Origin of the sequence: Myceligenerans salitolerans (genome assembly GCF_017349295.1) — a bacterium.
In the GTDB taxonomy this organism is placed as follows: Bacteria; Actinomycetota; Actinomycetes; order Actinomycetales; family Cellulomonadaceae; genus Myceligenerans; species Myceligenerans salitolerans.
The window spans coordinates 40,893-65,936 of sequence record NZ_JAFMPK010000025.1; the positions used below are offsets into that span (position 1 = coordinate 40,893).

21 protein-coding genes are annotated in these 25,044 nt (G+C 72.7%); 12 read left to right on the forward strand and 9 right to left on the reverse strand.

Annotated features, from left to right (window positions below; translation table 11 throughout):
- Window positions 1-24: 24 nt before the first annotated feature.
- Window positions 25-1,821 (reverse strand): HAD family hydrolase, encoded by a 1,797-nt coding sequence (locus J0911_RS04680; RefSeq protein ID WP_207274305.1) that lies wholly within the window; start codon window positions 1,819-1,821, stop codon window positions 25-27.
- Window positions 1,822-1,965: 144 nt separating this feature from the next.
- Between J0911_RS04680 and J0911_RS04685 the strand changes: the two genes are divergently transcribed.
- Complete coding sequence (locus J0911_RS04685; RefSeq protein WP_207274306.1) at window positions 1,966-2,946, forward strand: LacI family DNA-binding transcriptional regulator; 981 nt, start codon at window positions 1,966-1,968, stop codon at window positions 2,944-2,946.
- 4 nt (window positions 2,947-2,950) lie between these two features.
- Here J0911_RS04685 and J0911_RS04690 read toward each other — a convergent pair whose 3' ends face one another.
- The 4 genes from J0911_RS04690 to glgA form a co-directional block, all read right to left on the reverse strand.
- Window positions 2,951-3,532, reverse strand: coding sequence for a SixA phosphatase family protein (locus J0911_RS04690; RefSeq protein ID WP_207274307.1), 582 nt, complete (start codon window positions 3,530-3,532; stop codon window positions 2,951-2,953).
- 68 nt (window positions 3,533-3,600) lie between these two features.
- Entirely contained in the window at window positions 3,601-4,377 is a 777-nt protein-coding gene (gene fabI, locus J0911_RS04695) for an enoyl-ACP reductase FabI (RefSeq protein WP_207274308.1), read from the reverse strand.
- Between the two features lie 177 nt (window positions 4,378-4,554).
- Entirely contained in the window at window positions 4,555-5,283 is a 729-nt protein-coding gene (fabG, locus tag J0911_RS04700; RefSeq protein WP_207274309.1) for a 3-oxoacyl-ACP reductase FabG, read from the reverse strand.
- 150 nt (window positions 5,284-5,433) lie between these two features.
- Complete coding sequence (glgA, locus tag J0911_RS04705; protein ID WP_307864911.1) at window positions 5,434-6,708, reverse strand: glycogen synthase; 1,275 nt, start codon at window positions 6,706-6,708, stop codon at window positions 5,434-5,436.
- Between the two features lie 87 nt (window positions 6,709-6,795).
- Between glgA and glgC the strand changes: the two genes are divergently transcribed.
- Window positions 6,796-8,034, forward strand: coding sequence for a glucose-1-phosphate adenylyltransferase (gene glgC / locus J0911_RS04710; RefSeq protein ID WP_207274310.1), 1,239 nt, complete (start codon window positions 6,796-6,798; stop codon window positions 8,032-8,034).
- Between the two features lie 61 nt (window positions 8,035-8,095).
- Window positions 8,096-8,728 (forward strand): phosphoserine phosphatase SerB, encoded by a 633-nt coding sequence (serB, locus tag J0911_RS04715; protein ID WP_207274311.1) that lies wholly within the window; start codon window positions 8,096-8,098, stop codon window positions 8,726-8,728.
- Window positions 8,729-8,768: 40 nt separating this feature from the next.
- Here the strand turns inward: serB and J0911_RS04720 are convergent, their stop codons facing one another.
- Complete coding sequence (locus J0911_RS04720) at window positions 8,769-9,530, reverse strand: Rv1486c family protein (RefSeq protein WP_207274312.1); 762 nt, start codon at window positions 9,528-9,530, stop codon at window positions 8,769-8,771.
- A 41-nt stretch (window positions 9,531-9,571) separates the two neighbouring features.
- Between J0911_RS04720 and J0911_RS04725 the strand changes: the two genes are divergently transcribed.
- The 7 genes from J0911_RS04725 (at window position 9,572) to J0911_RS04755 (ending at window position 20,157) form a co-directional block, all read left to right on the forward strand.
- The gene (locus J0911_RS04725; RefSeq protein WP_207274313.1) at window positions 9,572-10,357 is read left to right on the forward strand and encodes an ABC transporter ATP-binding protein; all 786 of its coding nucleotides are present in this window, start codon (window positions 9,572-9,574) and stop codon (window positions 10,355-10,357) included.
- 121 nt (window positions 10,358-10,478) lie between these two features.
- Complete coding sequence (locus J0911_RS04730; RefSeq protein WP_207274314.1) at window positions 10,479-10,925, forward strand: NfeD family protein; 447 nt, start codon at window positions 10,479-10,481, stop codon at window positions 10,923-10,925.
- 67 nt (window positions 10,926-10,992) lie between these two features.
- Window positions 10,993-12,180 (forward strand): SPFH domain-containing protein, encoded by a 1,188-nt coding sequence (locus J0911_RS04735; protein WP_207274315.1) that lies wholly within the window; start codon window positions 10,993-10,995, stop codon window positions 12,178-12,180.
- A gap of 116 nt (window positions 12,181-12,296) precedes the next feature.
- Window positions 12,297-13,073: a TetR/AcrR family transcriptional regulator gene (locus J0911_RS04740; protein WP_307864912.1), complete on the forward strand. Its 777-nt coding sequence runs from the start codon at window positions 12,297-12,299 to the stop codon at window positions 13,071-13,073.
- A complete protein-coding gene (locus tag J0911_RS04745) occupies window positions 13,074-14,840 on the forward strand; it encodes an ABC transporter ATP-binding protein (RefSeq protein ID WP_207274316.1) in 1,767 nt (588 codons plus the stop codon). It begins immediately after the preceding gene.
- Window positions 14,841-14,990: 150 nt separating this feature from the next.
- On the forward strand, window positions 14,991-17,033 hold the full coding sequence (locus J0911_RS04750; RefSeq protein ID WP_207274317.1) for an ABC transporter ATP-binding protein: 2,043 nt from the start codon (window positions 14,991-14,993) through the stop codon (window positions 17,031-17,033).
- 100 nt (window positions 17,034-17,133) lie between these two features.
- On the forward strand, window positions 17,134-20,157 hold the full coding sequence (locus J0911_RS04755; RefSeq protein WP_207274318.1) for a hypothetical protein: 3,024 nt from the start codon (window positions 17,134-17,136) through the stop codon (window positions 20,155-20,157).
- 112 nt (window positions 20,158-20,269) lie between these two features.
- Here the strand turns inward: J0911_RS04755 and J0911_RS04760 are convergent, their stop codons facing one another.
- Window positions 20,270-20,995 carry a sigma-70 family RNA polymerase sigma factor gene (locus tag J0911_RS04760; protein WP_207274319.1) on the reverse strand — a complete coding sequence of 242 codons (726 nt, stop codon included), beginning with the start codon at window positions 20,993-20,995 and terminating at the stop codon, window positions 20,270-20,272.
- Window positions 20,996-21,110: 115 nt separating this feature from the next.
- Between J0911_RS04760 and J0911_RS04765 the strand changes: the two genes are divergently transcribed.
- Window positions 21,111-21,974, forward strand: a complete 864-nt coding sequence (locus J0911_RS04765; protein WP_207274320.1) for a TrmH family RNA methyltransferase — start codon at window positions 21,111-21,113, stop codon at window positions 21,972-21,974.
- A gap of 313 nt (window positions 21,975-22,287) precedes the next feature.
- Here J0911_RS04765 and J0911_RS04770 read toward each other — a convergent pair whose 3' ends face one another.
- Entirely contained in the window at window positions 22,288-22,878 is a 591-nt protein-coding gene (locus J0911_RS04770; RefSeq protein ID WP_207274321.1) for a hypothetical protein, read from the reverse strand.
- A gap of 121 nt (window positions 22,879-22,999) precedes the next feature.
- A complete protein-coding gene (locus tag J0911_RS04775; protein ID WP_207274322.1) occupies window positions 23,000-23,824 on the reverse strand; it encodes an MHYT domain-containing protein in 825 nt (274 codons plus the stop codon).
- Window positions 23,825-24,048: 224 nt separating this feature from the next.
- Between J0911_RS04775 and J0911_RS04780 the strand changes: the two genes are divergently transcribed.
- Entirely contained in the window at window positions 24,049-24,948 is a 900-nt protein-coding gene (locus tag J0911_RS04780; protein ID WP_242636310.1) for a siderophore-interacting protein, read from the forward strand.
- Window positions 24,949-25,044: the final 96 nt, after the last annotated feature.

Sequence of the window (25,044 nt, forward strand, 5' to 3'; positions counted from 1 at the left end):
AAAGGGGGGGGTGGTCGTGCGGGGTCAGGACCCCGGCACGGGGTCCGGTTGCCGGCCGGCGGGTGGCCGGCCGGAGTCGGGGGGTGCGGCGGGCGCGAGGCCCATGAGGGCGGCCGGTTCGGTCATGTCGTCGACGACGTGGTCGGGCCGCGCGGGATCGTCGTCGGCCAGGGCGGCGAGGGCGTCGTCGGACGTCGAACCGCCCCGCACCAGCACCACGTGCCCGACGCCGGCCGCCCGCGCCGCGAGCACGTCCCGCGCGGGCTTGTCGCCGACGAACCAGGCGTGGGCCGGGTCGGCGTCGAGGGCGCGCAGCGCCGCGGCGGGCAGCTCCGGGTCGGGCTTGCGGCGGCCGAGCTCGTCGGAGTACACGTGCGCGCCGACGTACTCGGTCAGCCCGGCGGCGTCGAGCTTCTCGCGCACGGCGCGTCCGTTCACGGTGTTCGAGACGACGGCGACCGGCACGCCGGCCGCCCGTGCGGCTCGCAGCAGCTCGCGGACGCCGCGCCGGACGACGGGCACGGACTTCGCCCGGGCGTAGGCGACCATCAGCGCGTGCGCCTCGGCCCGCAGCCAGGCGCGCAGTCCGTCAGGGACGACGGCAGCACCGAAGGCGGCCACGGGCGTGCCGCTCAGCGCGCGGGCGATCACGGGCCCCGCCAGCTCGACCCAGAACGTCGTGGCGTCGATCTCGGGGACGGTGGCGGTGAGCGGGGCGGCGGGGAGTTCGTGGCGGGCCTTCCAGGAGGTGTGGGCGGCGCGGATGTCCTTCAGCGTGCGGAGGGCCTGGTCCGTGGTGAGCGTGTGGCCCGCCCGGGTGAGGCGTGTGGCCAGCAGCTCGGCGAAGGCGCGCCGGACGCCGTCGTCGGGCCGTGACACCGAGATGACCCCGCCGTGGTCGAGCAGCAACGCGCTCGGGAGCTCGCCGCCACCCGGGCGACCCGGCCGCCCGGTCGCCGGCTCCCTGGCAGCGCGCGCCCCGGGAGACCCGGCCCTCGGCGGCTCGGCCGCGCGCAGTGCCGCCACCAGGCCCTCCGGGGTGTCGAAGACGGCATCGGGGACGTCGGAAACCGGGAACGGGACCTCGTCCGTGTGCCGGTGGCGAGTGAGGACGACGGCTGCCGCACCGGCGCGGCGGCCGGCGACGACGTCGCGGTCGTACGTGTCGCCGACGTACCAGCAGCGGCCGGGCTCCGCGCCGAGGGCGCGTGCGGCGATGTCGATGATCTCCGGGTTCGGTTTGCGGACGCCCACCTCGTCGGAGTACACCTGCACGCCGAACGCCTCGGCCAGGCCGTGGCGCTCCAGGATCGCGCGGTGCGCGCGGCCCGAGTGCGCGTTGGACACGATGCCGAGCGGCACCCCGAGCGAGTCCGCGAGCTCCACCAGCTCCCGGATCCCCGGCCGGACACTGTGCTCGGCGAGGGTGAGCGTGACCATCTGCTGCAGGGCCCCCGCCTGGCCCATCAGGACCTCGCGGGCGGCGGGCGGCAGGGGAGCGCCGAAGAAGTCGCCCCAGATCTCACGGTGGGTGAGCTCCCGCGGGGCGAGCCGGCGGCTCGCGGAGTTCTTCCAGTCCCGCAGCGCCGTGCGCCCGCCGGACAGCACCGGCAGCAGGTCCGCCGCGGGGATGTGGTGACCGGCCCGGGCCAGCACCTCGGCCACGTGGCCGGCGACCTCGGCCATCCCCTCGGGGCGCTTCCGCGTGGCGAGGACGACGCCGCCGAAGTCCAGGAGCAGGGCCTGGGGGCGCGTCGCCAGTGCGGCGGCCGGGGCGGGGGAGGTGGCCGGCGCGGTGCCGGCGGCGGGAGTCTCGGTCACGGGCGACGACGCTAGGGAGAGCCGGCGGCGCCCGGGTAGCGGAACACCGGCCGGCAGGTGAACGCGGCACGAACTCTGGAACGTTCCAGATCATGAGCCCGGACCAGGGGCGAGGCGCCTCGCGAAGTGGGGTAGAAACGGGGCATGAGGTCCCGCCCCACGATCGTCGACGTCGCCGCGCGGGCGGGAGTGTCCAAGTCGCTCGTCTCGCTCGCGCTCCGCGGGGACGACGGCGTCAGCCCCGCCACGCGCGAACGCATCCTCGCCGCCGCCGACGAGCTCGGGTACCGGTCCAACGCGCTCGCGCGGGCACTGCGGCAGCACCGCACCATGCTGCTCGGGGTCGTCGTCGGAAGCCTCGACAACCCCTACCACACCGAGGTGGTCGAGTCGGTGGAGCGGGCGGCGGAGCGGCACGGCCTGTCCGTGCTGCTGGCCCACGGGGCCCGCAGGGCCGGCCGGATGGCCGCACGGCTCGACGCGCTCGGCGACCTCGACGTGGACGGACTGGTGGTCGTCTCCTCCTGGGCGGATCCCGAACTGCTCCAGGCCGCGGCCCGGCGCGCCCCCGTCGCCATGGTGGGACGCTCGCTCGAGCCCGTCGCCGGGATCGACTCCGTCAACAACGACGACGAGCGGGGCGCGGCGCTCGCCGTCGGGCATCTCGTCGCCGCCGGGCACGAGCGGATCGCGCACCTGACCTCGTCGCGCCGCCCGGCCGGCCTGGCCCGGCGGGCGGGCTACGAGCACGCGATGGCGTCGCACGGGCTGGACCGCCACGTACGGGTGATCGAGCGGGGCCGTGACGAGCCGGCCGGCCCCGGCCTGGACGCCGCGCTGGCGGACGGGTGTTCCGCCGTCTTCGCCCGGAACGACGTCGAGGCGTTCGACGCGCTCGACCACGCCTGGGACCGGGGGATCGACGTGCCGGCAGGGCTGGCGGTGGTCGGCTACGACGACTCGGCGCTCGCGCTGCGGGCGCGCCCACGGCTCACCAGCGTCCACCAGCCGCGTGCGGAGATGGGCGCCCTGGCGGTCGAGCTGCTGCGCGAGCGCTGGGCCGGCCGCACCGCGGACCGTCACGAGGTGCTCACCCCTCGGCTGGTGGTCCGGGCGAGCGCCTGACGGCTCAGCCCGGCGGGCGGCCCACGTGGGTCAGCACCGCCGTGGAGCGTGTCCAGGACGACCAGGGCGTCGCGGCCGGCGTCTCCAGCATCGAGTACGTCGCCGTCGGCACGCCGACGCGGACCTGCGCGAGCGCGGCGTCGTCGGAGCCCGGCCCCGCGAGGAACGACGCGGTCGCCGCCATCGTGGGTTCGTGCCCGATGACCAGGACCGTGCGTGCGCTGTCGTCGAGCTCGGCGACGAGGTCCATGACGTCGCCCACGCGGGCGTTGTACAGGCTGTCGGTGACGACGACCCGCGGGGCCCCGTCGCGCCGGCCGTTCAGCCCGCTCTTGGCCAGGTCCCAGGTCTGGCGCGTGCGCAGGGCGGAGGAGACGAGGACGACGTCGGGCACGGCGGCGAGCGCGACGAGTGCCGCGCTCAGCCCGGCCGCCTGCGTGCGCCCTCGCAGGGCGAGCGGGCGCAGCGCGTCGTCGGAGGACGTGGCCGGCTCGGCCTTGGCGTGACGCAACAGGACGAGCCGACGCATCGGCGTGCTCGACGCCACCTCCTCGCGATGCCTGGCCACGATCTGCTCCTTACTCATGGTTCGTGCGGTGCCTCCCGGGTGAGGGAGGCGCCGCAGGTCAAACGGGGGTCTCCCGTGGTGCCGGGTTACTGCCCCATGGCGTGCACGCCGCCGTCGACGTGCACGATCTCACCCGTGGTGGCCGGGAACCAGTCGCTGAGCAGGGCAGCGACGGTTCGCGCCGTCGGCTCCGCGGTGGTCTGGTCCCAGCCGAGCGGCGCGCGCTCGGGCCAGGCGGCCTCCATCTGCTCGAAGCCCGGGATCGACTTCGCCGCGGTGGTCTTGATCGGTCCGGCGGACACCAGGTTGCACCGGATGCCGGCCGGGCCCAGGTCGCGCGCGAGGTAGCGGTTCGCGGCCTCCAGGCCGGCCTTGGCCACGCCCATCCAGTCGTAGACGGGCCAGGCGAACTGCGCGTCGAAGGTCAGGCCGACGACGGCGCCGCCGTCGGTCATCAGCGGCCGGGCCGCCACGCCGAGCGCCTTGTACGAGAACGTGGAGACCTGCAGCGCGGTGGCGACGTCCTCCCACTCGCCGGACAGGAAGTTGCCGCCCATGACGCTCTGCGGCGCGAAGCCGATGGAGTGCACGACGCCGTCGAGCCGGTCGAGGCCCGCCTCGCGCACGGCGTCGGCGAGGCCCGCGAGGTCCTCGTCGCTCGTGACGTCGAGCTGAACGACCGGGGGCGGCGTGTCACCGGGAAGACGCTTCGCGAACGCGCTCGTCAGCTTCATCTGACGGCCGAACGACGAGAGGACCACCTCGGCGCCCTCCTCGATCGCGAGGCGGGCCGTGTGGAACGCGATCGACGAGTCGGTGAGAACTCCGGTGATGAGCAGCTTCTTGCCTTCGAGGAGACCCATGTTGTCCTTCCGGTGAATGTGCGTAGGCGCCTCGCGCCGTGTCCCGCACTGGGTGTGAGCGTAACGGTGTGACCCGCGTGGAGGAAAACTCCGGGTCCGGCGCGGGTTGTGGAGGATGTTTGTGGAGGTGGGACGTGGGAGGTCCCCGCGCTGGTGAACGCGCGGGTCAACGGCTGGTCAGTGGCCCATCCCCATGCCGCCGTCGACGGGGAGGACCGTGCCGGTCACGTAGGCCGCGGCGTCGGATGCGAGAAACGTCACGGCGCCCGCGACCTCGTCGGGCCGGGCGAACCGGCCGGCGGGGATCGCGCCGAGGTAGAAGTCCCGCGTCTTGTCGGGCAGCTCGGCGGTCATGTCGGTCTCGATGAACCCGGGCGCGACGACGTTCGCGGTGATGCCCCGGGCGCCGAGCTCCCGGGAGATCGAGCGGGCCATCCCGACCAGCGCCGCCTTCGACGCGCCGTAGTTGACCTGGCCCGTGCCGCCGTAGAGGCCCACGAGGGACCCGATCAGCACGATGCGGCCGTAGCGCTTGCGGATCATGCTCTTGGCGGCGCGGCGCACGCAGCGGAAGGTGCCCGTGAGGTTGACGTCGACGACCTGTTCGAACTCCTCGTCCGACATCCGCATGAGGAGCTGGTCCTTCGTCACGCCCGCGTTGGCGACGAGTACCTGTACCGGCCCGAGGTCCTGCTCGATCTGCGCGAACGCGCCGTCCACGGCCTCGGTGTCGGTGATGTCGGCCTTGTAGCCGTGCACCCCGTCGGGCAGGTCACCGCCGCGGTACAGCGTGGCGACGCGGTCGCCCTCGGCGACGAAGCGTTCGGCGATCGAGCGGCCGATGCCGCGTGCGGCGCCGGTCACGACGACGACGCGGCCGGCGGCGGAATCCAGGTTCTCGGTCATGTCAGCGACGCTACCGGTGCGACCCGCCGGGCGGCGCTGCGCGACGTGCCACGCGCCCCACGCCGCACGTTGTGGGGTTTCGACAACATCGATTCGTGACATCGGGTACCAACATCAGAAATCCGGCGATCCAGGATGAGTGACGGGTATTCACCCGGTCGTCACGCTGCGGTAGACCTCCATGGTGCGCTCGGCGATGGCCGTCCAGGAGAAGTGCTCCTGTGCCCGGCGGCGGCCGGCCTCACCCATCGCGGCGGCCCGCGCCGGGTCGCGGACCACCCGGTTCAGCGCCTCCGCCAGGTCGGCCACGAACCGGTCGGGGTCGAGCGGTGTGCCGGTGCCGTCGTCGGCCTGCTCGATCGGTACGAGCGCACCCGTGACGCCGTCGTCCACGACCTCGGGGATGCCGCCCGTGGCCGTGGCGACGACGGGCAGCCCGACCGCCATCGCCTCGAGGTTCACGATGCCGAGCGGCTCGTACACGCTCGGGCAGACGAACACGGTGCCGGCCGCCAGCACGGCCACGAGCTCCTCCCGGGGCAGCATCTGCTCGATCCAGACGATCCCCCCGTCGCGGGCCTCGCGCAGGCCGTTGACCAGCGTCCTGACCTCGTCCATCAGCTCCGGTGTGTCCGGTGCGCCCGCGCACAGCACGAGCTGCACGGAGGAGGGCAGCTCCGCCGCGGCCCGCAGCAGGTACGGCAGCCCCTTCTGCCGCGTGATCCGCCCGACGAACACGACCGCCGGCCGGTCCGGGTCGATCCCGAGGCGGCGGACGGTCTCGTCGGCGGCCGCGAGTGCGGCGTCGCCGGTCGGCCGCCGCCACCCCGCCAGGTCGATGCCGTTGTGCACCACGTGCACCCGGGCCGGGTCCAGCTCGGGGTAGCAGCGCAGGATGTCGTCCCGCATCCCGGCCGAGACCGCGATGATCGCCGACGCGCCGAGGTACGCCGTCCGTTCCGCCCACGACGAGACGGCGTACCCGCCGCCGAGCTGCTCCGCCTTCCACGGCCGCAGCGGCTCGAGGGAGTGCGCGGTGACGACGTGCGGGACGCCGTGCAGCAGCCCGGCCAGGTGGCCGGCCAGGTTGGCGTACCAGGTGTGGGAGTGGACGACGTCGGCCCCGGCGCAGTCGCCCGCGATCACCAGGTCCGTACCGAGCGTCGCGAGCGCCGCGTTCGCACCGGTCAGCTCGGTGGGAGTGGCGTAGCCGGTCACGGCGGGCGCGGGCGTCCCCCCGGATTCGGTGCCGCCCGCGGCCTGCTCGCCGAAGTGGCGGACGCGGACGTCGGCGAGGGGCGCGAGCACGCCCGCCAGCTCCGTGACGTGCACCCCCGCACCGCCGTAGACGTGCGGCGGGTACTCCCGGGTCAGGAGATCGACCGTGAGGCGGGACGACGGTGGCTGCGGCTCCAGAGCTGTCACGGTCCAGACGTTACCGACCTTTTCGACGCCACCCGTTCCCGCGACGAGGGTTTCGCCCAGCTCGCCCGAGGCAATATCGTCTGAGCCATGGCCGCCCCTCGTGTTCTCGCGATCGTCCTTGCCGGAGGCGAGGGAAAGCGCCTCATGCCGCTCACCGCGGCACGCGCCAAGCCCGCCGTCCCGTTCGGCGGGATCTACCGCCTGGTCGACTTCGCGCTGTCCAACATCGTCAACTCCCGCTACCTGCACGTCATCGTGCTGACCCAGTACAAGTCGCACTCGCTGGACCGGCACATCTCCAAGACGTGGCGCATGTCGCCGCTGCTGGGCAACTTCGTGGCGCCGGTCCCGGCGCAGCAGCGCGTCGGCAAGCACTGGTACCTCGGCAGCGCGGACGCGATCTACCAGTGCCTGAACGTCATCGAGGACGAACGGCCGGACATCGTCGTCGTGGTCGGCGCGGACCACGTGTACCGCATGGACTTCTCCCAGATGGTGGACGCGCACATCGAGTCGGGCGCCCGGGCGACCGTCGCCGCGATCCGGCAGCCCCTGTCCATGGCCGACCAGTTCGGCGTCATCGACGTGCAGCCCGACGACCCGACACGGATCCGCGAGTTCCTCGAGAAGCCGACCGACCCCACCGGCCTGCCGGACGCCCCCGACCAGGTCCTCGCCTCCATGGGGAACTACGTGTTCGACGCCGACGCCCTGGTCGAGGCCGTCACCCGCGACGCGTCGAGCAACGACTCCCGGCACGACATGGGCGGCGACATCGTCCCGGCGTTCGTCGCCGCCGGCGAGGCCGGGGTGTACGACTTCATCCGCAACGACGTGCCCGGCTCGACCGACCGGGACCGCGCCTACTGGCGCGACGTGGGGACGATCGACTCGTTCTTCGAGGCGAACATGGACCTGATCTCGGTGCAGCCGGTGTTCAACCTGTACAACGACGAGTGGCCGCTGTACACGGGATACACGGGCCTCCCGCCCGCCAAGTTCGTGCACGCGGGCGCCGGCCGGATGGGCCACGCCGTGGAGTCGATCGTGTCGCCGGGCGTGCTGATCTCCGGCGCCCAGGCCGCCGGCTCGGTGCTGTCACCGGGCACCCACCTGCACTCGTGGTCGTCGGTGGGGGACTCGGTGCTCATGGACGGCGTGCAGGTGCACCGCCACGCGCAGGTGCACCGCGCGATCCTGGACAAGAACGTGATCGTGTCCGAACGTGCCCGGATCGGCGTCGACCACGAGGAGGACCGCGCGCGCGGCTTCACGGTCACGGCGTCCGGCCTGACGGTCGTCCCGAAGGGGAGCGTCGTCGAGTAGCCGGGCCGGCCGTCCGCGTCGTGGAGCCGACGACGGGCTCCGGGCGGCGTCGGGCACACTGTTGCGCGTGAAGCGCCTGATCGTGACCGACGTCGACTCCACCTTCCTCCAGCAGGAGGTCATCGAGCTCATCGCCGACCACGCGGGGACCCGCGCGGAGGTCGCGGCGGTGACCGAGCGCGCGATGCGCGGCGAGCTCGACTTCGCGGGGTCCCTGCGCGAGCGGGTCGCGACCCTCGCGGGGGTACCCGTGAGCGCCCTGGACAAGGTGCGCGACGCCGTCGAGCTCATGCCCGGGGCGGCGGAGCTCGTGGCGCAGTGCCAGGCCCGCGGCTGGGCGTTCGGGCTCGTCTCCGGGGGCTTCGAGGAGGTGGTCCGGCCGATCGCCGAGAGCCTCGGGATCCGCCTGGTCCGCGCCAACCGCCTGGAGGTGGCCGACGGCGTCCTGACCGGGCGCACGCTCGGCCCGGTGGTCGACCGGGCGGCCAAGGCCGCGATCCTGCGCGAGTGGGCGGCGGCGGAGGGCGTGCCGATGGCGGCCACGGTGGCGGTGGGCGACGGCGCGAACGACCTCGACATGATTGCCGCGGCCGGTGTCGGGGTGGCATTCCGCGCCAAGCCGGTGGTCAAGGATCAGGCCCCCCACAGCATCGACGGCTCGCTGGCCGAGGTCCTCACCCTCCTCGGCTCCTGACCTGTTCCGCGGGAGCCCCCTGCTGAACGTGGGCCGGTCGTCACGGAATCTCGCCGTAGGTGGCGGCGCTCATCGCGTGGCGTGCCGTCCGGTCGACCTCGCGCAGCGCGGTGCTGCGCTGGTCCGCCTGCCAGAGATTGACCGCGCCGCCGTCGTCGACCGCGCCCAGCGCGACGATCGCACGCAGGCGGGCGGCCAGCTGCAGGATCCGTGCGCGGCGCCCATCCAGGTGCGGCACCGGCCAGTCGGCGGTGCTCGCCGCACGGAGGCGCTCGATGGCATCGGCCGCGTCGTCGCGCCAGCGCGCGACGTCGAGCGAGTCCAGGGCGTCGGTCGCGGTCATGAGACTGGTGCGCAGCTCGCGCTCGGCGTCGGACACGGAGCCGATCGCGCCGAACAGCGCCGTGCTCCAGTCCGGCACCGGCCGCACGTGCCACTCGACGAGGTGGCCGGGTTCGAGATGGCTGCCGAACGGGGTGACTGCCGGGACGGCTGCCCAGCTGCCCTCCGGTGTGGTGATCACCACGCATTCCCCGGACTCGGTGGCATCGTGGCTCGCCGCGGCCGGGACCCCCGCGGGGTCACCCGCCACCGGGAGCAGAGCCGCCACCGTGCGGGGACCGTCGGTCCAGGTCGTGAGCAGCGTGCCCAGGTCCGTGCCGTCCCACACGCCGGGCAGGCCGTGGACCCGGTGCGGCTCGTCGTCGCCCTGGATGGCGGCCGCGGCGTCCGAGGTGTCGCCGACGCCCTGCAGCCAGAGGGCGAGGACGACGCTGCGGGGCAGGTCCGGCGGTGTGTTCATCGCCCTCACAGTATGAGACATGTCCGTTACTGTTGTGGACCATGAGCACGGTTCTCGACCTTTCGGGCGTCACGGTCCGGCGCGGCACCACGACCATCCTCGACTCGGTGGACTGGCGGGTGAACGAGGGCGAACGCTGGATCGTCCTGGGGCCGAACGGCGCGGGCAAGACGACGCTGCTGCAGATCGTCGCCACCCGGATGCACCCCACCGAGGGCCGCGCCGAGGTGCTGGGCGCGACGCTCGGCCGCACCGACGTGTTCGAGCTGCGCCCGCGCGTGGGCCTTTCGTCGGCGTCGCTCGCCGACCGCATCCCGGGCGGCGAGACGGTGCGCGACGTCGTCCTGACCGCCGCGTACGGCGTGACGGGCCGCTGGCAGGAGTCCTACGACGACGTGGACGAGCAGCGGGCAGCGGACCTGCTCGCGGCGTTCGACGTCGCGAAGCTCGCCGACCGGCACTACGGGACGCTCTCCGAGGGCGAGCGCAAGCGCGTGCAGATCGCGCGCGCCCTCATGACCGACCCGGAGCTGCTGCTGCTCGACGAGCCGGCCGCGGGCCTGGACCTCGGCGGGCGCGAGGAGCTGCTCGCCGCGCTGACCGAGCTCGCCGCGGAGCCGGCGTCGCCCGTGCTGGTGCTGGTCACCCACCATGTCGAGGAGATCCCCGAGGGGTTCACGCACGTGCTGCTCATGGGACGCAGCCGCATCCACGCGGCCGGTCCGATCGACGAGGTGCTCACCGCGGACAACCTCTCGGCCGCGTTCGGGCTGCCGCTCGTCGTCGCGCACGGTGGAGGGCGCTGGCTGGCGCGTGCCGCGCGCTGACGACGGTGTTACCGAACCGACGTCGGACCCGAACCCGATTTTGCTGGCCGACCGTGTGACGGATTGGTAATCTTCGGGCAAAGGCGCCAGGTGAGCGCCCAGCCTCGGGGAGGGGATTCCGATGGAGTGGTTGTGGTGGGTCGGTGCGGCCCTGTTGCTCGGTCTGATCGAGATCACGACTCTCGACTTCGTCTTCATCATGTTCGCGGGCGGCGCGCTCGCGGCGGCCGGCGCCAACGCGGCCGGCCAGCCGCTGTGGGTCCAGGTGATCGTGTTCACCGTCGTCGCGACGATCCTGCTCGTGACCGTGCGTCCGCCGTTGAAGCGCTATCTGTCCAGGGGCGGCCCCGAGACCTTGACGAACGCCGAGGCGCACGTCGGCCGGACGGCGTCCGTGGTCGAGGAGGTCACCGACATGACCGGCCTGGTCAAGCTCATGGGCGAGGTCTGGACGGCACGCGCGGCGGAAGGCTCGCCTCCGCTGGCGGAGGGGTCTACGGTGCAGGTGGTGCGCATCGACGGCGCGACCGCCGTGGTCGCGCCGAAACCGGTGGACCATTCCGCCTGACCGTCTGCGCCCGGTTGTCACCGTACACATATCGTTCGAGCGGGTGCGCCCGCGGTAGGAGAGGCTCGTGGAAAACATCGGACTGTGGATAGTCCTCCTCATACTCGTCATCGTGGTGCTGGTGGCGCTGTCGCGGGCGGTGCGGATCGTGCCCCAGTCCGTGGCCCTGGTGATCGAGCGTCTCGGTAAGTTCCACACCACGCTGACCCCGGGTTTCCACCTGCTGGTGCCGTTCATCGACAAGGTGCGCGCCGGCGTCGACATGCGTGAGCAGGTCGTGTCGTTCCCGCCGCAGCCCGTGATCACGAGCGACAACCTGGTGGTCGAGATCGACACGGTCATCTACTTCCAGGTGACGGACGCGCGGTCGGCCGTCTACGAGATCGCGAACTACATCACGGCGATCGAGCAGCTGACGGTCACCACGCTGCGTAACGTCATCGGTTCGATGGACCTGGAGCAGACCCTCACCAGCCGTGACCAGATCAACGGCCAGCTGCGCGGCGTGCTCGACGAGGCGACCGGCCGCTGGGGAATCCGCGTCAACCGCGTGGAGCTGAAGTCGATCGACCCTCCCGCCTCCGTGCAGGGCGCCATGGAGCAGCAGATGCGCGCCGAGCGTGACCGCCGCGCCGCGATCCTCACGGCCGAGGGTGTCAAGCAGTCCCAGATCCTCACCGCCGAGGGTGAGAAGCAGTCGGCGATCCTGCGGGCCGAGGGTTCGGCACAGTCCAAGATCCTCGAGGCCGAGGGTGAGGCGCGCGCGATCCTCCAGGTCTTCGAGGCCATCCACCGCGGCAACGCGGACCCGAAGCTGCTGAGCTACCAGTACATCCAGATGCTCCCGCAGCTCGCGAACGGCACCTCGAACACCAACTGGGTGATCCCCACCGAGTTCACCGCGGCGATGTCGAGCATCGCCAAGGGCTTCGGCGGGGGCGGCGGGACGGGCGACGACAGCCCGACGCCGCCGCCGGTCACGCCGACCACGGACTTCCTCACCGGGGGCAGCATCCTGCCGAGCGCCGGGGACGCCCTCGCCGAGGCACAGCGCCAGGCCGAGGCCGCCACGGCGGACGCGACGGAGTCCGGCACCCGCTCGGGCGCGCCGTTCGACCCCTCGGCAGAGCGGGGCCAGCGTCCCGGTGGCGGTTCGGCGCAGGCGCGCCAGACACCGCCGGCGCCGCGTCCCCGCCCGGTCGACGGCGGGGAGGGTGACGTGCCCCCGCCGCCTCCGGCGCCGCCGCAGCAGTAACCGGCTCACTCCTGGCCGCCCCGTCCGCGTTCTCGTGGGCGGGGCGGCTGCTTCGTGCGCGGGTGGGGCCGGTTCCACAGTTGCGGAGTGAGTGCTCACTCATTTAGGCTGGCGCCGTGTCACCCATTCCAGAGGCTTCCCCGCCGGCCGACGGCGCCGGCCGGCGACGGGCCGCTCCGATGTCCCCGGAGGACCGGCGCGCCGCGATCATCGAGGCCGTGATGCCCCTGGTGGAGGAGCGAGGGGCGGACGCGACCTCGCGTGAGCTGGCCGACGCCGCGGGCGTCGCCGAGGGCACCCTGTTCCGCGCGTTCGGCGACAAGGTGTGCCTGATCGGCGAGGTCGCCCTGACGGGGCTGCTGCGGGCGTCGGACCCGGCGGTCACCCGGGCGGACCTGGAGTCGATCGACCCGCGCCTGCCGCTCGTCGACCGGGTGCGGCAGGTCATCGAGCGCGGGCAACGGCGTTCGGAGGAGGCCGTCGCATGGGTCATGGTGCTGCGCTTCCTGCACACCCGGGAGGGTGCGGACGAGCAGGACCACCTCCATCGGGAGCGCGCCGCCCAGATGCGGTCGCGGCTCATGGCGCAGCAGGAGACGCGCCGCGCGGTGGTGGAGGAGACCCTGGGACGAGTGCTCGCGCAGGACCTGGACCGCCTGCGGGTGCCGATCGAGGTGGCCGTCTCGCTGATCGAGTCGGCCACCGCGCACCACCGGCCGGGACTCGAGCGGATGGGCCCGCCGCTGCCGGCCGAGGTCCTCGCCGACGCCCTCGTGCACGGGATCGTCGGCGAAAAGCGCTCGCCGGACACGAACGTTCCTGATACCCATGACTCGTCCCCCGCCGGGCATGCCGGCGGCGGGGCGCCCTCCTATCCCGGCGAGGAAGACTGAATGCTCATCACGCTCATGCGCAGGTACCTGCGTCCGTACTGGGTCGCCGTCGTCCTGCTGCTGGTGCTCCAGCTCCTGCAGACGCTCGCCAACCTCTACCTGCCGTCGCTGAACGCCGACATCATCGACAACGGCGTCGTGCAGGGCGACATCGCCTACATCTGGAACACCGGCATCCTGATGCTGGGCATCAGCCTGCTGCAGGCCGGTGCGGCCGTCGGCGCCGTGTACCTGGGGGCGAGGGCGGCCACCGCGTTCGGCCGCGACGTCCGGCGCGACCTGTTCTCGACCGTGCAGACGTTCAGCGCCCGCGAGGTCGGGCAGTTCGGGGCACCGACGCTCATCACCCGCACCACGAACGACGTGCAGCAGGTCCAGCAGGTGCTGATCATGATGTTCACGATCATGGTGATGGCCCCGATCATGCTGGTGGGCGGCGTGTTCATGGCCCTGCAGGAGGACGTGGAACTGTCCATGCTGCTGCTCGTCGTCGTCCCGGTGCTGCTGGTGTGCGTGGGACTGCTGATGTGGCGCATGGTGCCGTACTTCCGGGCGATGCAGAGCCGGATCGACACGATCAACGGCGTGCTCCGCGAGCAGATCACCGGCCTGCGCGTGGTGCGCGCGTTCGTCCGGGAGCGGCGTGAGATCGAGCGGTTCGACGCCGCGAACACGGCCCTGTACGACACGTCGCTCGGGGCGGGCAAGCTCATGGCGATGGCCTTCCCGCTGGTCATGCTCATCATGAACCTGTCCAGCGTGGCCGTGCTCTGGTTCGGTGCGGGTCGCATCGCCGCGGGCGAGATGCAGATCGGCGCGCTGACGGCCTTCATCGCGTACCTGATGTTCATCCTCATGGCCGTCATGATGTCCACGATGATGGTCATGATGGTGCCGCGCGCCGCCGTGGCGGCGGGCCGCATCGCGGAGGTGCTCGACACCCGCACGTCGGTCGCCGAGCCCGCCGACCCGGCCCCGCTGAGCAGTCTGTCCGACGGCGCGGGTCCGCGTGGCGTCGTCACGTTCGAGGACGTGACCTTCGGGTACCCGGGGGCCGAGGCCCCCGTGCTGCACGGGCTGAGCTTCACCGCCCGCCCGGGCGAGACGACGGCGATCATCGGTTCCACGGGCGCCGGCAAGACCACGCTGCTGAATCTCGTGCCGCGCCTGTTCGACGTGACCGGCGGCCGCGTGCTCGTCGACGGCGTCGACGTGCGGAGCCTGAGCACGGACGACCTCGGTTCCCTGCTCGGCGTGGTGCCGCAGAAGGCGTTCCTGTTCAGCGGGACGATCGCCGGCAACCTGCGGTACGGCAAGCCGGACGCGAGCGAGGCCGAGCTGTGGCAGGCGCTCGAGATCACGCAGGCGAGGGACTTCGTGGAGGCGCTGCCCGAGGGGCTCGACGCGCCGGTCGGCCAGGGCGGCAGCACGTTCTCCGGCGGCCAGCGCCAGCGCCTGGCGATGGCGCGCGCCGTGGTGCGCGAGCCGCGCGTCTACCTGTTCGACGACTCGTTCTCCGCGCTGGACTACGCCACCGATGCCCGGCTGCGGGCCGCCCTCGCGCCGCGTACCCGCCAGGCCACGGTGATCGTCGTGGCCCAGCGTGTCGCGACCATCCGGGACGCGGACCAGATCCTCGTGCTGGACCACGGGCGGATCGTCGGTCGCGGACGCCACCACGAGCTGCTCGACCGGGAGCACCCGGCCTACAGCGAGACCTACGAGGAGATCGTGACGAGCCAGATGACACTGGAGGAGGCGGCATGAACCACCATGGCGGAGCCGCGTTCGTGCCGGCCGACCGGGTGCGGGTGTCCCGCAAGACACTGGAGGAGGCGGCATGAACCACCATGGCGGAGCCGCGTTCGTGCCGGCCGACCGGGTGCGGGTGTCCCGCAAGACACTGGAGGAGGCGGCATGAGCGCGGGCGGCATGAGCGCGCGGACTTCCACCGACGCGGAGACGACCCGCGAGGCGGCGCGCAGCGGTGCCCGGCGCGGACCCGGTGGCCCGATGGGCGGCATGGGCATGCCGGCCGAGAAGCCGCTCGACTTCGGGGGCTCGCTGCGACGGTTCGCGCGGGTCATGCGGCCGGAGCGGGGCCGTGTGGTGATCCTGACGTTGTTCGGCGTCATCTCGGTCGCGCTCACCGTGGCGGGTCCGAAGATCCTGGGTGAGGCGACGAACGTCATCTTCCGCGGCGTGGTCGGGACGATGCTGGCCGGCCAGGTCCCGGCGGGGACCCCGACGGAGGACGTGGTGGCGGGGCTGCGTGCCCAGGGCGAGGACCAGATGGCGGACATGCTCTCGGGCATGACCGGTGTGGTGGTCGGCCAGGGGATCGACACCGGGCAGCTGGTCGTCATCCTCGCCTGGGCGGTGGCCGTGTACGTGGCGGCGTTCGTGTTCGGGTGGCTGCAGGCGCGCATCACGGCGGTCGCCGTGCAGAACACGATGCGCCGGCTGCGCGACGACGTCGAGGCCAAGCTGCACCGCATCCCGCTCTCGTACGTCGACAGGCAGCGGCGGGGCGAGATCCTGTCGCGCGTCACCAACGACATCGACAACGCCTCCCAGACGGCCACGCAGACGCTCGCGCAGCTCGTCACGTCCCTGCTGACCGTCGTCGGCGTGCTGGCCATGATGTTCTGGATCTCGTGGATCCTCGCGCTGGTGGCACTCGTGACCGTGCCGCTGTCGGTGGTGATCACGATGCAGATCGCGAAGCGCAGCCAGCCTCAGTTCATCAAGCAGTGGTCCAGCACGGGCACGCTCAACGCGCACATCGAGGAGATGTTCACCGGGCATTCGCTGGTGCGCGTGTACGGGCAGCAGCGCGCGGCGGCGGAGACGTTCGCGCAGGAGAACGAGCGCCTGCACACCGCGACACGCAGCGCGCAGTTCATCTCCGGCACGATGCAGCCGTCCATGGGGTTCATCGGCAACCTCAACTACGTCGTGATCGCCGTGGTGGGTGGCCTGCGGGTGGCGTCCGGACAGCTCAGCATCGGCGACGTGCAGGCGTTCATCCAGTACTCACGCCAGTTCACCCAGCCGCTGACACAGGTGGCCTCGATGATGAACCTGCTGCAGTCCGGCGTGGCGTCGATCGAGCGGGTCTTCGACCTGCTCGACGCCCCCGAGCAGGATCCGGATCCCGGGCGCCCGGTGGCACCGGCCGACGGTGGCCCGGCGCGCGGCCGGGTGGTGTTCGAAGGCGTGGAGTTCTCCTACGACCCGGACAAGCCGCTGATCACCGGGCTGGACCTGACGGCCGAACCCGGGCAGACGGTGGCGATCGTCGGGCCGACGGGAGCGGGCAAGACGACGCTGGTCAACCTCCTGATGCGGTTCTACGAGGTGGGCGCGGGCCGCATCACGCTCGACGGGGTCGACACGCGCCAGATGACGCGTGACGCGCTGCGCGGCAGCATCGGGATGGTGCTCCAGGACACCTGGCTGTTCAAGGGGTCCATCGAGGAGAACCTGCGCTACGGCGTGCGTGGCGAGATCACCGAGGAGAAGTTCCTGGAGGCGACGCGGGCCACGCACGTGGACCCGTTCGTGCGGACCCTCCCGGACGGCTACGAGACGCGCATCGACGACGAGGGCTCCAGTCTCTCGACGGGGGAGAGGCAGCTCCTGACGATCGCCCGCGCGTTCCTCGCCGACCCGGAGATCCTGGTGCTCGACGAGGCCACGAGCTCCGTCGACACCCGCACCGAGGTGCTCGTGCAGGAGGCGATGCACCGTCTGCGCCAGGGCCGTACGGCGTTCGTCATCGCCCACCGCCTGTCCACGATCCGCGACGCCGACGTGATCCTCGTGATGGAGCACGGCGACATCGTGGAGCAGGGCTCCCACGAGGAACTGCTCGCGGCGGACGGCGCGTACGCGCGTCTCTACGAGAGCCAGTTCGCCGCCCCGGCCGCGGAGGAAGAGGCTCCCGCCCCGGCCTGAGCGGCCCGAGCTTGGCCTGAGCGGCCCGAGCGCTGGCGCAAATGCGATGTCCGTCCTAGTTTGGGGACGTTCTTTCTCCCCTGTGTGACGGAAGGCATCCATGAGCCACGTGCACGAGCCGGACTCCCCGCGTCCCGCGGCCGAACGCGAGGAACCCGGCCCGGCCGGGCCCGCGCGACCCGCGGGCCCGGCCGGCCACGCCCAGCCGCAGGCGGTCCGCCGCGAGGAGCCCACCACCCGGCACGTCCCGGTCGCACCCGGCCAGGACGTCCTCGAACTGCGCATCCACGGCATGGCCAACACGCCACCGCACCACATCCTCGACCTGCCCGCCGACGAGGTGGTCCAGACCGACGGCGACGGCCTGGGCAGCTTCTGGGTGCCCACCCCGGAGGCCGACGCCCGCGACCGCGAGCCGGCCCCGGGTGACATGCGGGACCGCGCCGTTCCCGCCGGGGACCCGCACGAGATCCGTAACGACGTGCGCCGCGAGGCCTACTCCTGGGGTGCGATGTCACGCCTGGGGCGCCTGCCTCTCGGCGGCGTGCTCGGGGTCGTGGGCACGGTGGCGACACGTGTGATGTGGGTGGCGATCGTCCCGTTCGGGCTCGCCAACGCCGGATACTGGGCCCGCCGCATCCCGCCCGCCCTGCGCGAGCCGACCGCCGGCCGCATCCTGCCCGACCCGTCGGCCGCGCTGACGAGGGTCTTCGCCCTGCTCCTCACACTTCTCTTCACGACGACGACGGCCACGGTCGCCCTGTCCACGATCGGCACCCGGTGCATGGGCGCCGTGACGGGCGAGACCGTCTCGGTCTGCGCGCGCATCCCGGACGAGCTGTACTGGCTGGCCCGCCTGGACCACGGCGACCGGCTCGGCTGGCTGTCCCTCGTGACCGTGGTCGCCGTCGCCGTCCTCGTGCTCATCGCGCACAGCGGCAGCGTGAAGTTCGAGTCCCGCGTCTCCGCGCTGATGGCCGGCGAGACGGCGGTGTCCACCGACGGGCCCGTCCTGCGGCGTCCCGGCTTCTGGACACGCCGCACCGGCACGGGTGCCCTCTACAGCCACCTGGCGGCGGCGCTCGGACTGCTCTCGGCCCTCATGCTGTGGACCTCCGAGCGCACGGCCTGGGCGGCGGCGCCGGGCTTCGCCGTCGCGATGGTGGCCACCTGGATCGTCGCCCTGCGCACCGACGACGACGGCGTCCAGGTCGAGGTACCCCGCTGGAAGCCGCGGGCCGCCTTCGCCCTGCTCGTCGGTGGCCTGCTGGTCTGGGCCGGGGCGTGGGTCACGCTGGCCGGCTCCGCCCCGCCGGCCGAGACGCCGCGGCTGATCGGTATCGAGGCGACGCCGGGCCTCCTGGTCGTCGCGCTCACGGGGATCGCGTCGGCGGCCCTGGTGTGGCGCCGCGCCCGCCGGCCAGGTCCCGCGCTGACGATGCTCTGGCTCCTTCCGCCGCTGGTCGCGACGGCCTGCACCGCCGTGGCCACGCTCGCGGCTCCGGGCGGGCAGCCGCTGCCGATCACCGTCCGGGCCGTGCTGCTGACCGTGGCGGTGGCCGCGCTCGCGGTCCCCGCCGGGTGGGCGGTGGCGCGTCGCCGGGCGAACGGCTCACGTGCCGAGGGCTGGGGCGGAGCGGGCCCGGGCGTGTTCCTGCTGCTCTCGACGGCGGCCGCGGCGATCTTCTCCAGCCTCGCCGTGGTGGGCGTGCAGTGGTACCTGCGCTCCGCCCCGACGGGCGTCGTCGTCCCCGAGTCCCGCGGCGGGCTGTTCCTGGAGGTGGTGATCGACGCCGACCCGGGCGAGATCGTGCCCGTGCCGCCCGTCTACACGGAGTTCGGCGCGAGCGTCGCGGTCATCCTGGTGGTGTCCATGCTCCTGCTGGCGGCGCTGGTGGCGCCGGCGGCGGTGGACGCCGTACGCAGCGGCACGCTGTGGATCCCGCCCGCGGTCAACACGTCCGGCCCTCGCCGCGGTCCCGGGGCGCGGGCCGCACGGGCCGCCGGCCGGGGACTGCCGGGGGTGCGCGCCGGTGACGTGATCGAGCCGGGCCTGCTCAACCCCGCCGCTCTGCGCGCCCTGCGCGCGCGCCAGCTCGCCGCGATGTCCCACCGTTCGGAGCTCGCGGTGTCGGCCCTGGCCGTGGCGTCCTGGATCGCGCTGGTCGCCACCGTCCCGCTCGCGGTGTCGCCCGGAGATCTCGGCGACCCGGCCACGCTGGCGCTGCCCGGTTTCATCGGTGATCCGGCAGGGCTGTTCACCGTTCCGGCCTGGCTCACCGCCCTGGCGGTGCCGATGCTCGGTACCCTCGCCGCGGCGCTCGTCGCCAGCGCCCTGGCCGGGGCCCTCGCCAACGACTCACGGCCGTGGGGTCTGCTGTGGGACGTCCTGTGCTTCCTGCCCCGCAGCGCCCACCCGTTCGGCCCGCCGAGCTACGCCGAGCGTGCCGTCCCCGAGGTGCGCAGCCGCGTGGACTCGTGGCTGACGGCCGTCGACGTCGACGACGACGCCTACCGCGAGGCCCTCGCCCGGCGCCGCCGCGTGGTGCTGTCGGCCCATTCCATCGGCGGTGTCCTCGCCGCGGCCGTGGTGCTCATCCGGTCCGGGAACCCGGTGCACCGGCAGGGCCTCGCCGACGGCCGGGTCGGGCTGCTCACCTACGGCGTCCAGCTGCGTCCCTACTTCGGCCGGTTCTTCCCCGAACTGCTCGGCCCCGGCGCCCTCGGGCTGCCGCCGGTCGGCCCGCCGGCGTGGTCGGGCGACCCGTGGCGGGCGGACGACGTCGACCTCCAGGCGGCTCCCGCGTCGGAGTTCAGCCTGCGCGGACTGCTCGTGCCGGGCGTCACGGCGGGGAACGAGGCGCCGGGGGACGAGGCGGCGGGGGCGGAAGCGGCGGAAGCGGGGCGGCCCGCCGGTCCGCCGGCGTGGATCAATCTGTGGCGGCGCACGGACTTCCTGGGGTTCCCGGTGGTCGGGTACGAGCCGAACGAGATCGACCGGGGGGCCGAGGAGGTCGACCGGGCGGCGTACCTGTTCGAGGTCGGCCTGCACGGGGGGTATCCGCGTACGGCCGCGTACCAGGAGGCGTTCGACGAGGTCGTGTCGCGGCTCGACCACACGTGATCCTCGCGGGCCGGGGCATGACGCCGTTGTCGTGCCCCGGCCCGCGAGGGTTGCGCACACCGGGTGCGCCCTCGGGGGAGTCTCTGGGTCTGGCGGAGGAGCCGGCGAGCGCTCAGGCCACGGCGGGCAAGGGTGCCACGACGTCGCGCAGGCGGAGCAGTGCCTCGTTGAGGATCTGCTGCACGCGCTCACGGGTCACGCCGAGACGGCGGCTGATCTCCTCGAGCGTCCGGGTGGTGCCGTCCACGAGCCCGAAACGCATCTCTAGCACCCTGGTCTCGACCGCGTCCAGCTGGGCGAGCGCCTGACGGACACGGCGGCGCAGGATCGACTGCTCGGCGCTGGGGGTACCGCCCTCGAACGGCCCGGTCTCCGCGGCCTCGGCACGCCTCCCGGCGACGATCGCGCGGACCACGGAGCGGCGCACCCAGCGGGTGGCGAAGGCGGCGAAGGTGCCGTGGGCGGGGTCGTAGTTCTCCGCGGCGCGCACGAGGCCGACGTTGCCCTCCTGCACGAGGTCCATGAACGGCAGGCGACCGGCGTAGGCGCCCACGACGTCGGGCACGATACGCAGGTAGGCCAGGACGAGCCGCTCCTTCGCGTATTGCCCGGACTTGACCCTCGCTTCGAGGTCGGCACGCAGCGACGGCGAGACCGCGGTCTTCGCGAGGGTGCGTGCGGCGGCCGTTCCGAGCGCGGCACGCTCGAGAAGCACTGCCTCCTCGGCCGGATCGAGCGACGGTGTGCGCTCGATGATCTCCTGGTAGGAGAGCGGGAGCGCGGGATGCGCGCCGGAACTCCGGGAGCGGCGGGGTCGGGAGGCTCTGGCGGTTCTCATCACTGATCTCCTTCGTCGTGTACGAAGTTGCCTTGGTGGGGACATTAGCGAACCATTGGGCTTCATGGGAAGGCCCAGAAGTTCGCTGTGAGTGATAACGGGGAAATAACGAGCCATGGGTGCACAATCGTGGATCGTGACCACCTCCGACGTCGTCCACCTCGACGACCCGGCCGACGAACGGCTCGCGGACTACACGCGCCTCACCGACGTCGCCCTGCGCAGCAAGCACGAGCCCGCCAAGGGCCTCTACATCGCCGAGAGCACCCAGGTGATCCACCGGGCGCTGGAGGCCGGGCACCGGCCCCGGTCGTTCCTCATGGCGCCCCGATGGCTCGGGACCATGGCGGACGCGCTCGCCGCCTGTCCGGGCGTGCCGGTCTACGTGGCCGAGGAGCCCGTGCTGCGGGAGATCACGGGGTTCCACCTGCACCGCGGTGCGCTCGCCGCGATGCATCGCCCGCCGCTCGCGCCGGTCGCCGAGGTACTCGCCCGTGCGCGCGGGGGCGAGGGGGCACGGCGCGTGGCCGTGCTGGAGGATCTGGTCGACCACACGAACGTCGGTGCCGCGTTCCGGTCGGCCGCCGCGCTCGGGGTGGACGCCGTGCTGGTCACGCCGCGCTGTGCCGATCCGCTCTACCGCCGCTCGGTGCGGGTCTCGATGGGCACCGTCTTCCAGGTGCCGTGGACGCGGCTGGAGTCGTGGCCGGGCGGTCTGGACCCGCTGCGGGACGCCGGCTTCACGACTGCGGCGCTGGCGCTGAGCGACGACTCGGTCCCGTTGGACGAGTTCGTCGCGCAGATCGCCGCCGGCCGGCACGAGCGCCTCGCGCTGGTGCTGGGTACCGAGGGTGACGGGCTCTCGCACGAGGCGGTCGCCGCGGCCGACACGGTCGTCCGCATTCCCATGGCGGGCGGCGTCGACTCGCTCAATGTCGCGGCGGCATCGGCAGTGGCGTTCTGGGCCACCCGTGCCTGAAACGCGGCACCTGACTCCGGTGGGATCCTGAGTCGGCTCGCTCGACGTGGCGCGGCATCGGTGCCAGGCGTGTCCGGGGAGGGGGCGTTATCGCACCGCAGGCCGATCGGTGTCTGCCCGCAGGTTCCAGCTCGCGATGGCGGCGTCGAGGCGAGCCCTCGATGCCACATAGCGGATCATGTCGACCGGGCGGCCCGCGTCGACAACGGAGATGACACTCTCGATCTCGCGCTGTGCCGCGTCGATCTCACCGAGCAGGTCGTGATGACGTTCGGAATCGGTGTCGGTGGCCGTTCCCGCGGTTGCGCGGCGGTCATTCGAATCGGACACGGTCTGCCTCGGCTTTCACTCGTGCCGCCCGTGCCGATTCCGCCGTGCTCCACCGAAGGACCTCTTCGGCGCGCCGCGCACGTGCGGCGACGACCTGCTGTTCGACGTCTCGCAGCACCGCCGCGATCTCGGTGGCGAGACCGCCGGCGAGCATGGTCAGGTTCGTTCGTGTGATCTCGAGCCGGCGGTCCGCCACCTTGAGGCCCACCTCCGGGTAGCCCCGCTCGGCAAGCACCGCCAGGGTGCTCGGTCCCTCGATCAGAGCCCGCTCCTCGGGGGATACCCTGCGGGAGAAGACCGCGGCGACGGTGTACCGCTCCGGCTCGTCGTCCGTGCCCAATTGGTGCGGCAGTGCGGAGTCCAGCACGCCGCGCAGGAAGAGTCCGCCCTTCGTGGCACGGGCGGGTGCGACGGCGGCCGGGGGAATGGGGACGCCGTCAGTGGCGTGCGGCTCGAACCCGCCGTCGTCGTTCCAGCGCGCGTTCGACGCGTCCTGACGGGGGGCGGAGGATCTTCCCCTGGTTGGCGGGTCGTTCCGGTCGGCATCCTCGGGGTCAATCCGTTGATCACCCATATTTCGAGGCTACACCTGACGAGCGTCGACCGGCCGGCTGGTATGGGTGGGTTGTCAACACGTCGACGCGCTCGCCTTCGACCGGCCGGGAGCCGCCGCGGTCCATGACGTCCGAGTCTCGTCAGTCCAGGACCTCCGGCTCGCTTGCGTCCGCCACCGGCCGAGCGAGCCTCTGCCGTTCCGCCCATGCGTCGAACTCCGCCTGGATCTCCATCTCGGTCGCGCTCGGCCAGGCGGCCGCCACGATGAGCAGTGCCACGGTGCTGGCCACGATCCCGCCCATCAGGGGGACCACGAGCTGCGTGGCGGGCAGGCCGATCGAGGGCGTCTCGATCGGTGTGCCCAGGAGGCGGTAGGAGGTGATGCGCATCGCGGCCATCCCCGTGTAGTGCATGCCGGACACGGCGAGGCCCATCACGATCGTCGCCACCGCCCCGGCGCCCGCGCCGCGCACCCTGACGGAGAGCCAGAGCGCCCCCGTGGCGGCGCCCATCGCGATGATGACGGAGATGACGACGAGGAGCGGGTCGTAGGCGATGTCGACGCCCACGTGCATCGCCGCCATGCCCATGTAGTGCATGACCGCGATGCCGAGGCCCGCGACGATCCCGCCCCCGAGCAGGGCGGCGGTGCCGTCGGGCCTGTGGTGCACGAGGAACAGGCCGACGGCGACGACGGCCACGGCGAGGAGCATGGAGGCGACCGTGGTGGACACGTCGTAGTGGATCTGTGCGCCCCGCACGGAGAACCCCAGCATGGCGACGAAGTGCATGACCCAGATGCCCGTGCCGCCGATCGCGACCGCGCCGAGCAGCAGCCACACCGTGCGTGCGGTGCCGGTCGTGACACGGGCGCGGGCGGTGCAGGACAGCCCCACGCCGCAGCCGGCGCAGGACAGGGCGAAGGACAGCAACGGCGTCAGGGCGCCGTAGGTGAAATGGTCCATCGAGGCGTCGCCACACTCTCCGTCCGCTCCGGTCCTCGGCCTCTGGGGGGCCGAGCTGGGACATGCGGAACGGGCACTCGCGCAGAGACTAAGGGGGAGGCGCGCGTCGTGCCAGCAAAACACGGTCCATGTCCCGGACCTGGGTTGCCACCAGGGGTCGAGGTGAGGTTAGGCTTACCATCGTGACGATCCAGAGCGCCGCGACCGCCCCGACCCCGTACCGGATGTTCGACGTCGAGGTGGCCCGGGTCACACGGCTGTGTCCCTCGTTCGTCCGGGTGACGTTCACCGGCGCCGATCTCGGGCGGTTCGCGGACAACGGGCACGACCAGCGCATCAAGCTGCTGCTCCCGGACCCGTCGGGTGGCTGGGACCACCTCCTGCGGGACGACCCGAACTGGTTCACCGCCTGGCGCGAGCTTCCCGCCGAACGGCGCAACCCGCTGCGTACCTACACGGTGCGCGCGGTGCGCCAGGACCGTGGCGAGGTCGACGTGGACATGGTGCTGCACGGCGACTCCGGCCCGGCCTCGCGCTGGGCCACGGCCGCCCGCGCGGGCGAGCCGCTGGTGATCATGGGCCCGGACGCGCACTACGAGGGCCCGCACGGCGGGCGCGAGTTCGCACCGCCGGCGCGCAGCCACGCCCTGCTGCTGGCGGGCGACGAGACGGCCGTCCCGGCCATCGCCGCGATCTGCGAGGGACTGCCCGCGGACGCCGTCGGTGAGGTCTTCCTCGAGGTGCCGCATCCCGAGGACGGCTGGGTGGTCGCCGCGCCGGAGGGCGTGCGCGTGACCTGGCTCGCCCGCGACGGTGCCGCGCACGGCGACCTCCTGGTCCCCGCGGTGCGCGCCGCGGCGGACCGGATGCTGGCGATGGGCGTTCGCCCCTCGGTGCTGCCGGACGAGCCGGCCGACATCGACGTCGACTCCGAGATCCTGTGGGAGGTGCCCGTCGACGCCACCGGCGCGCCCCTGGTGCAGGACACGGTGCTGTACGCCTGGCTCGCGGGCGAGGCGGGTGTCATCAAGGCGCTGCGCCGCTACCTGGTGGGCGAGTGCGGGGTGGACCGCAAGTCCGTCGCGTTCATGGGCTACTGGCGCAAGGGCCGCGCCGAGATCTGATCCCGCCCGGCGGTCTCCGCCGCCCTGCACGGCCGCCGCCTGCGGGTATTCGCGCCGTGGGCACCGGAATGTGGTAAATATCGGATTGCTCCGTTC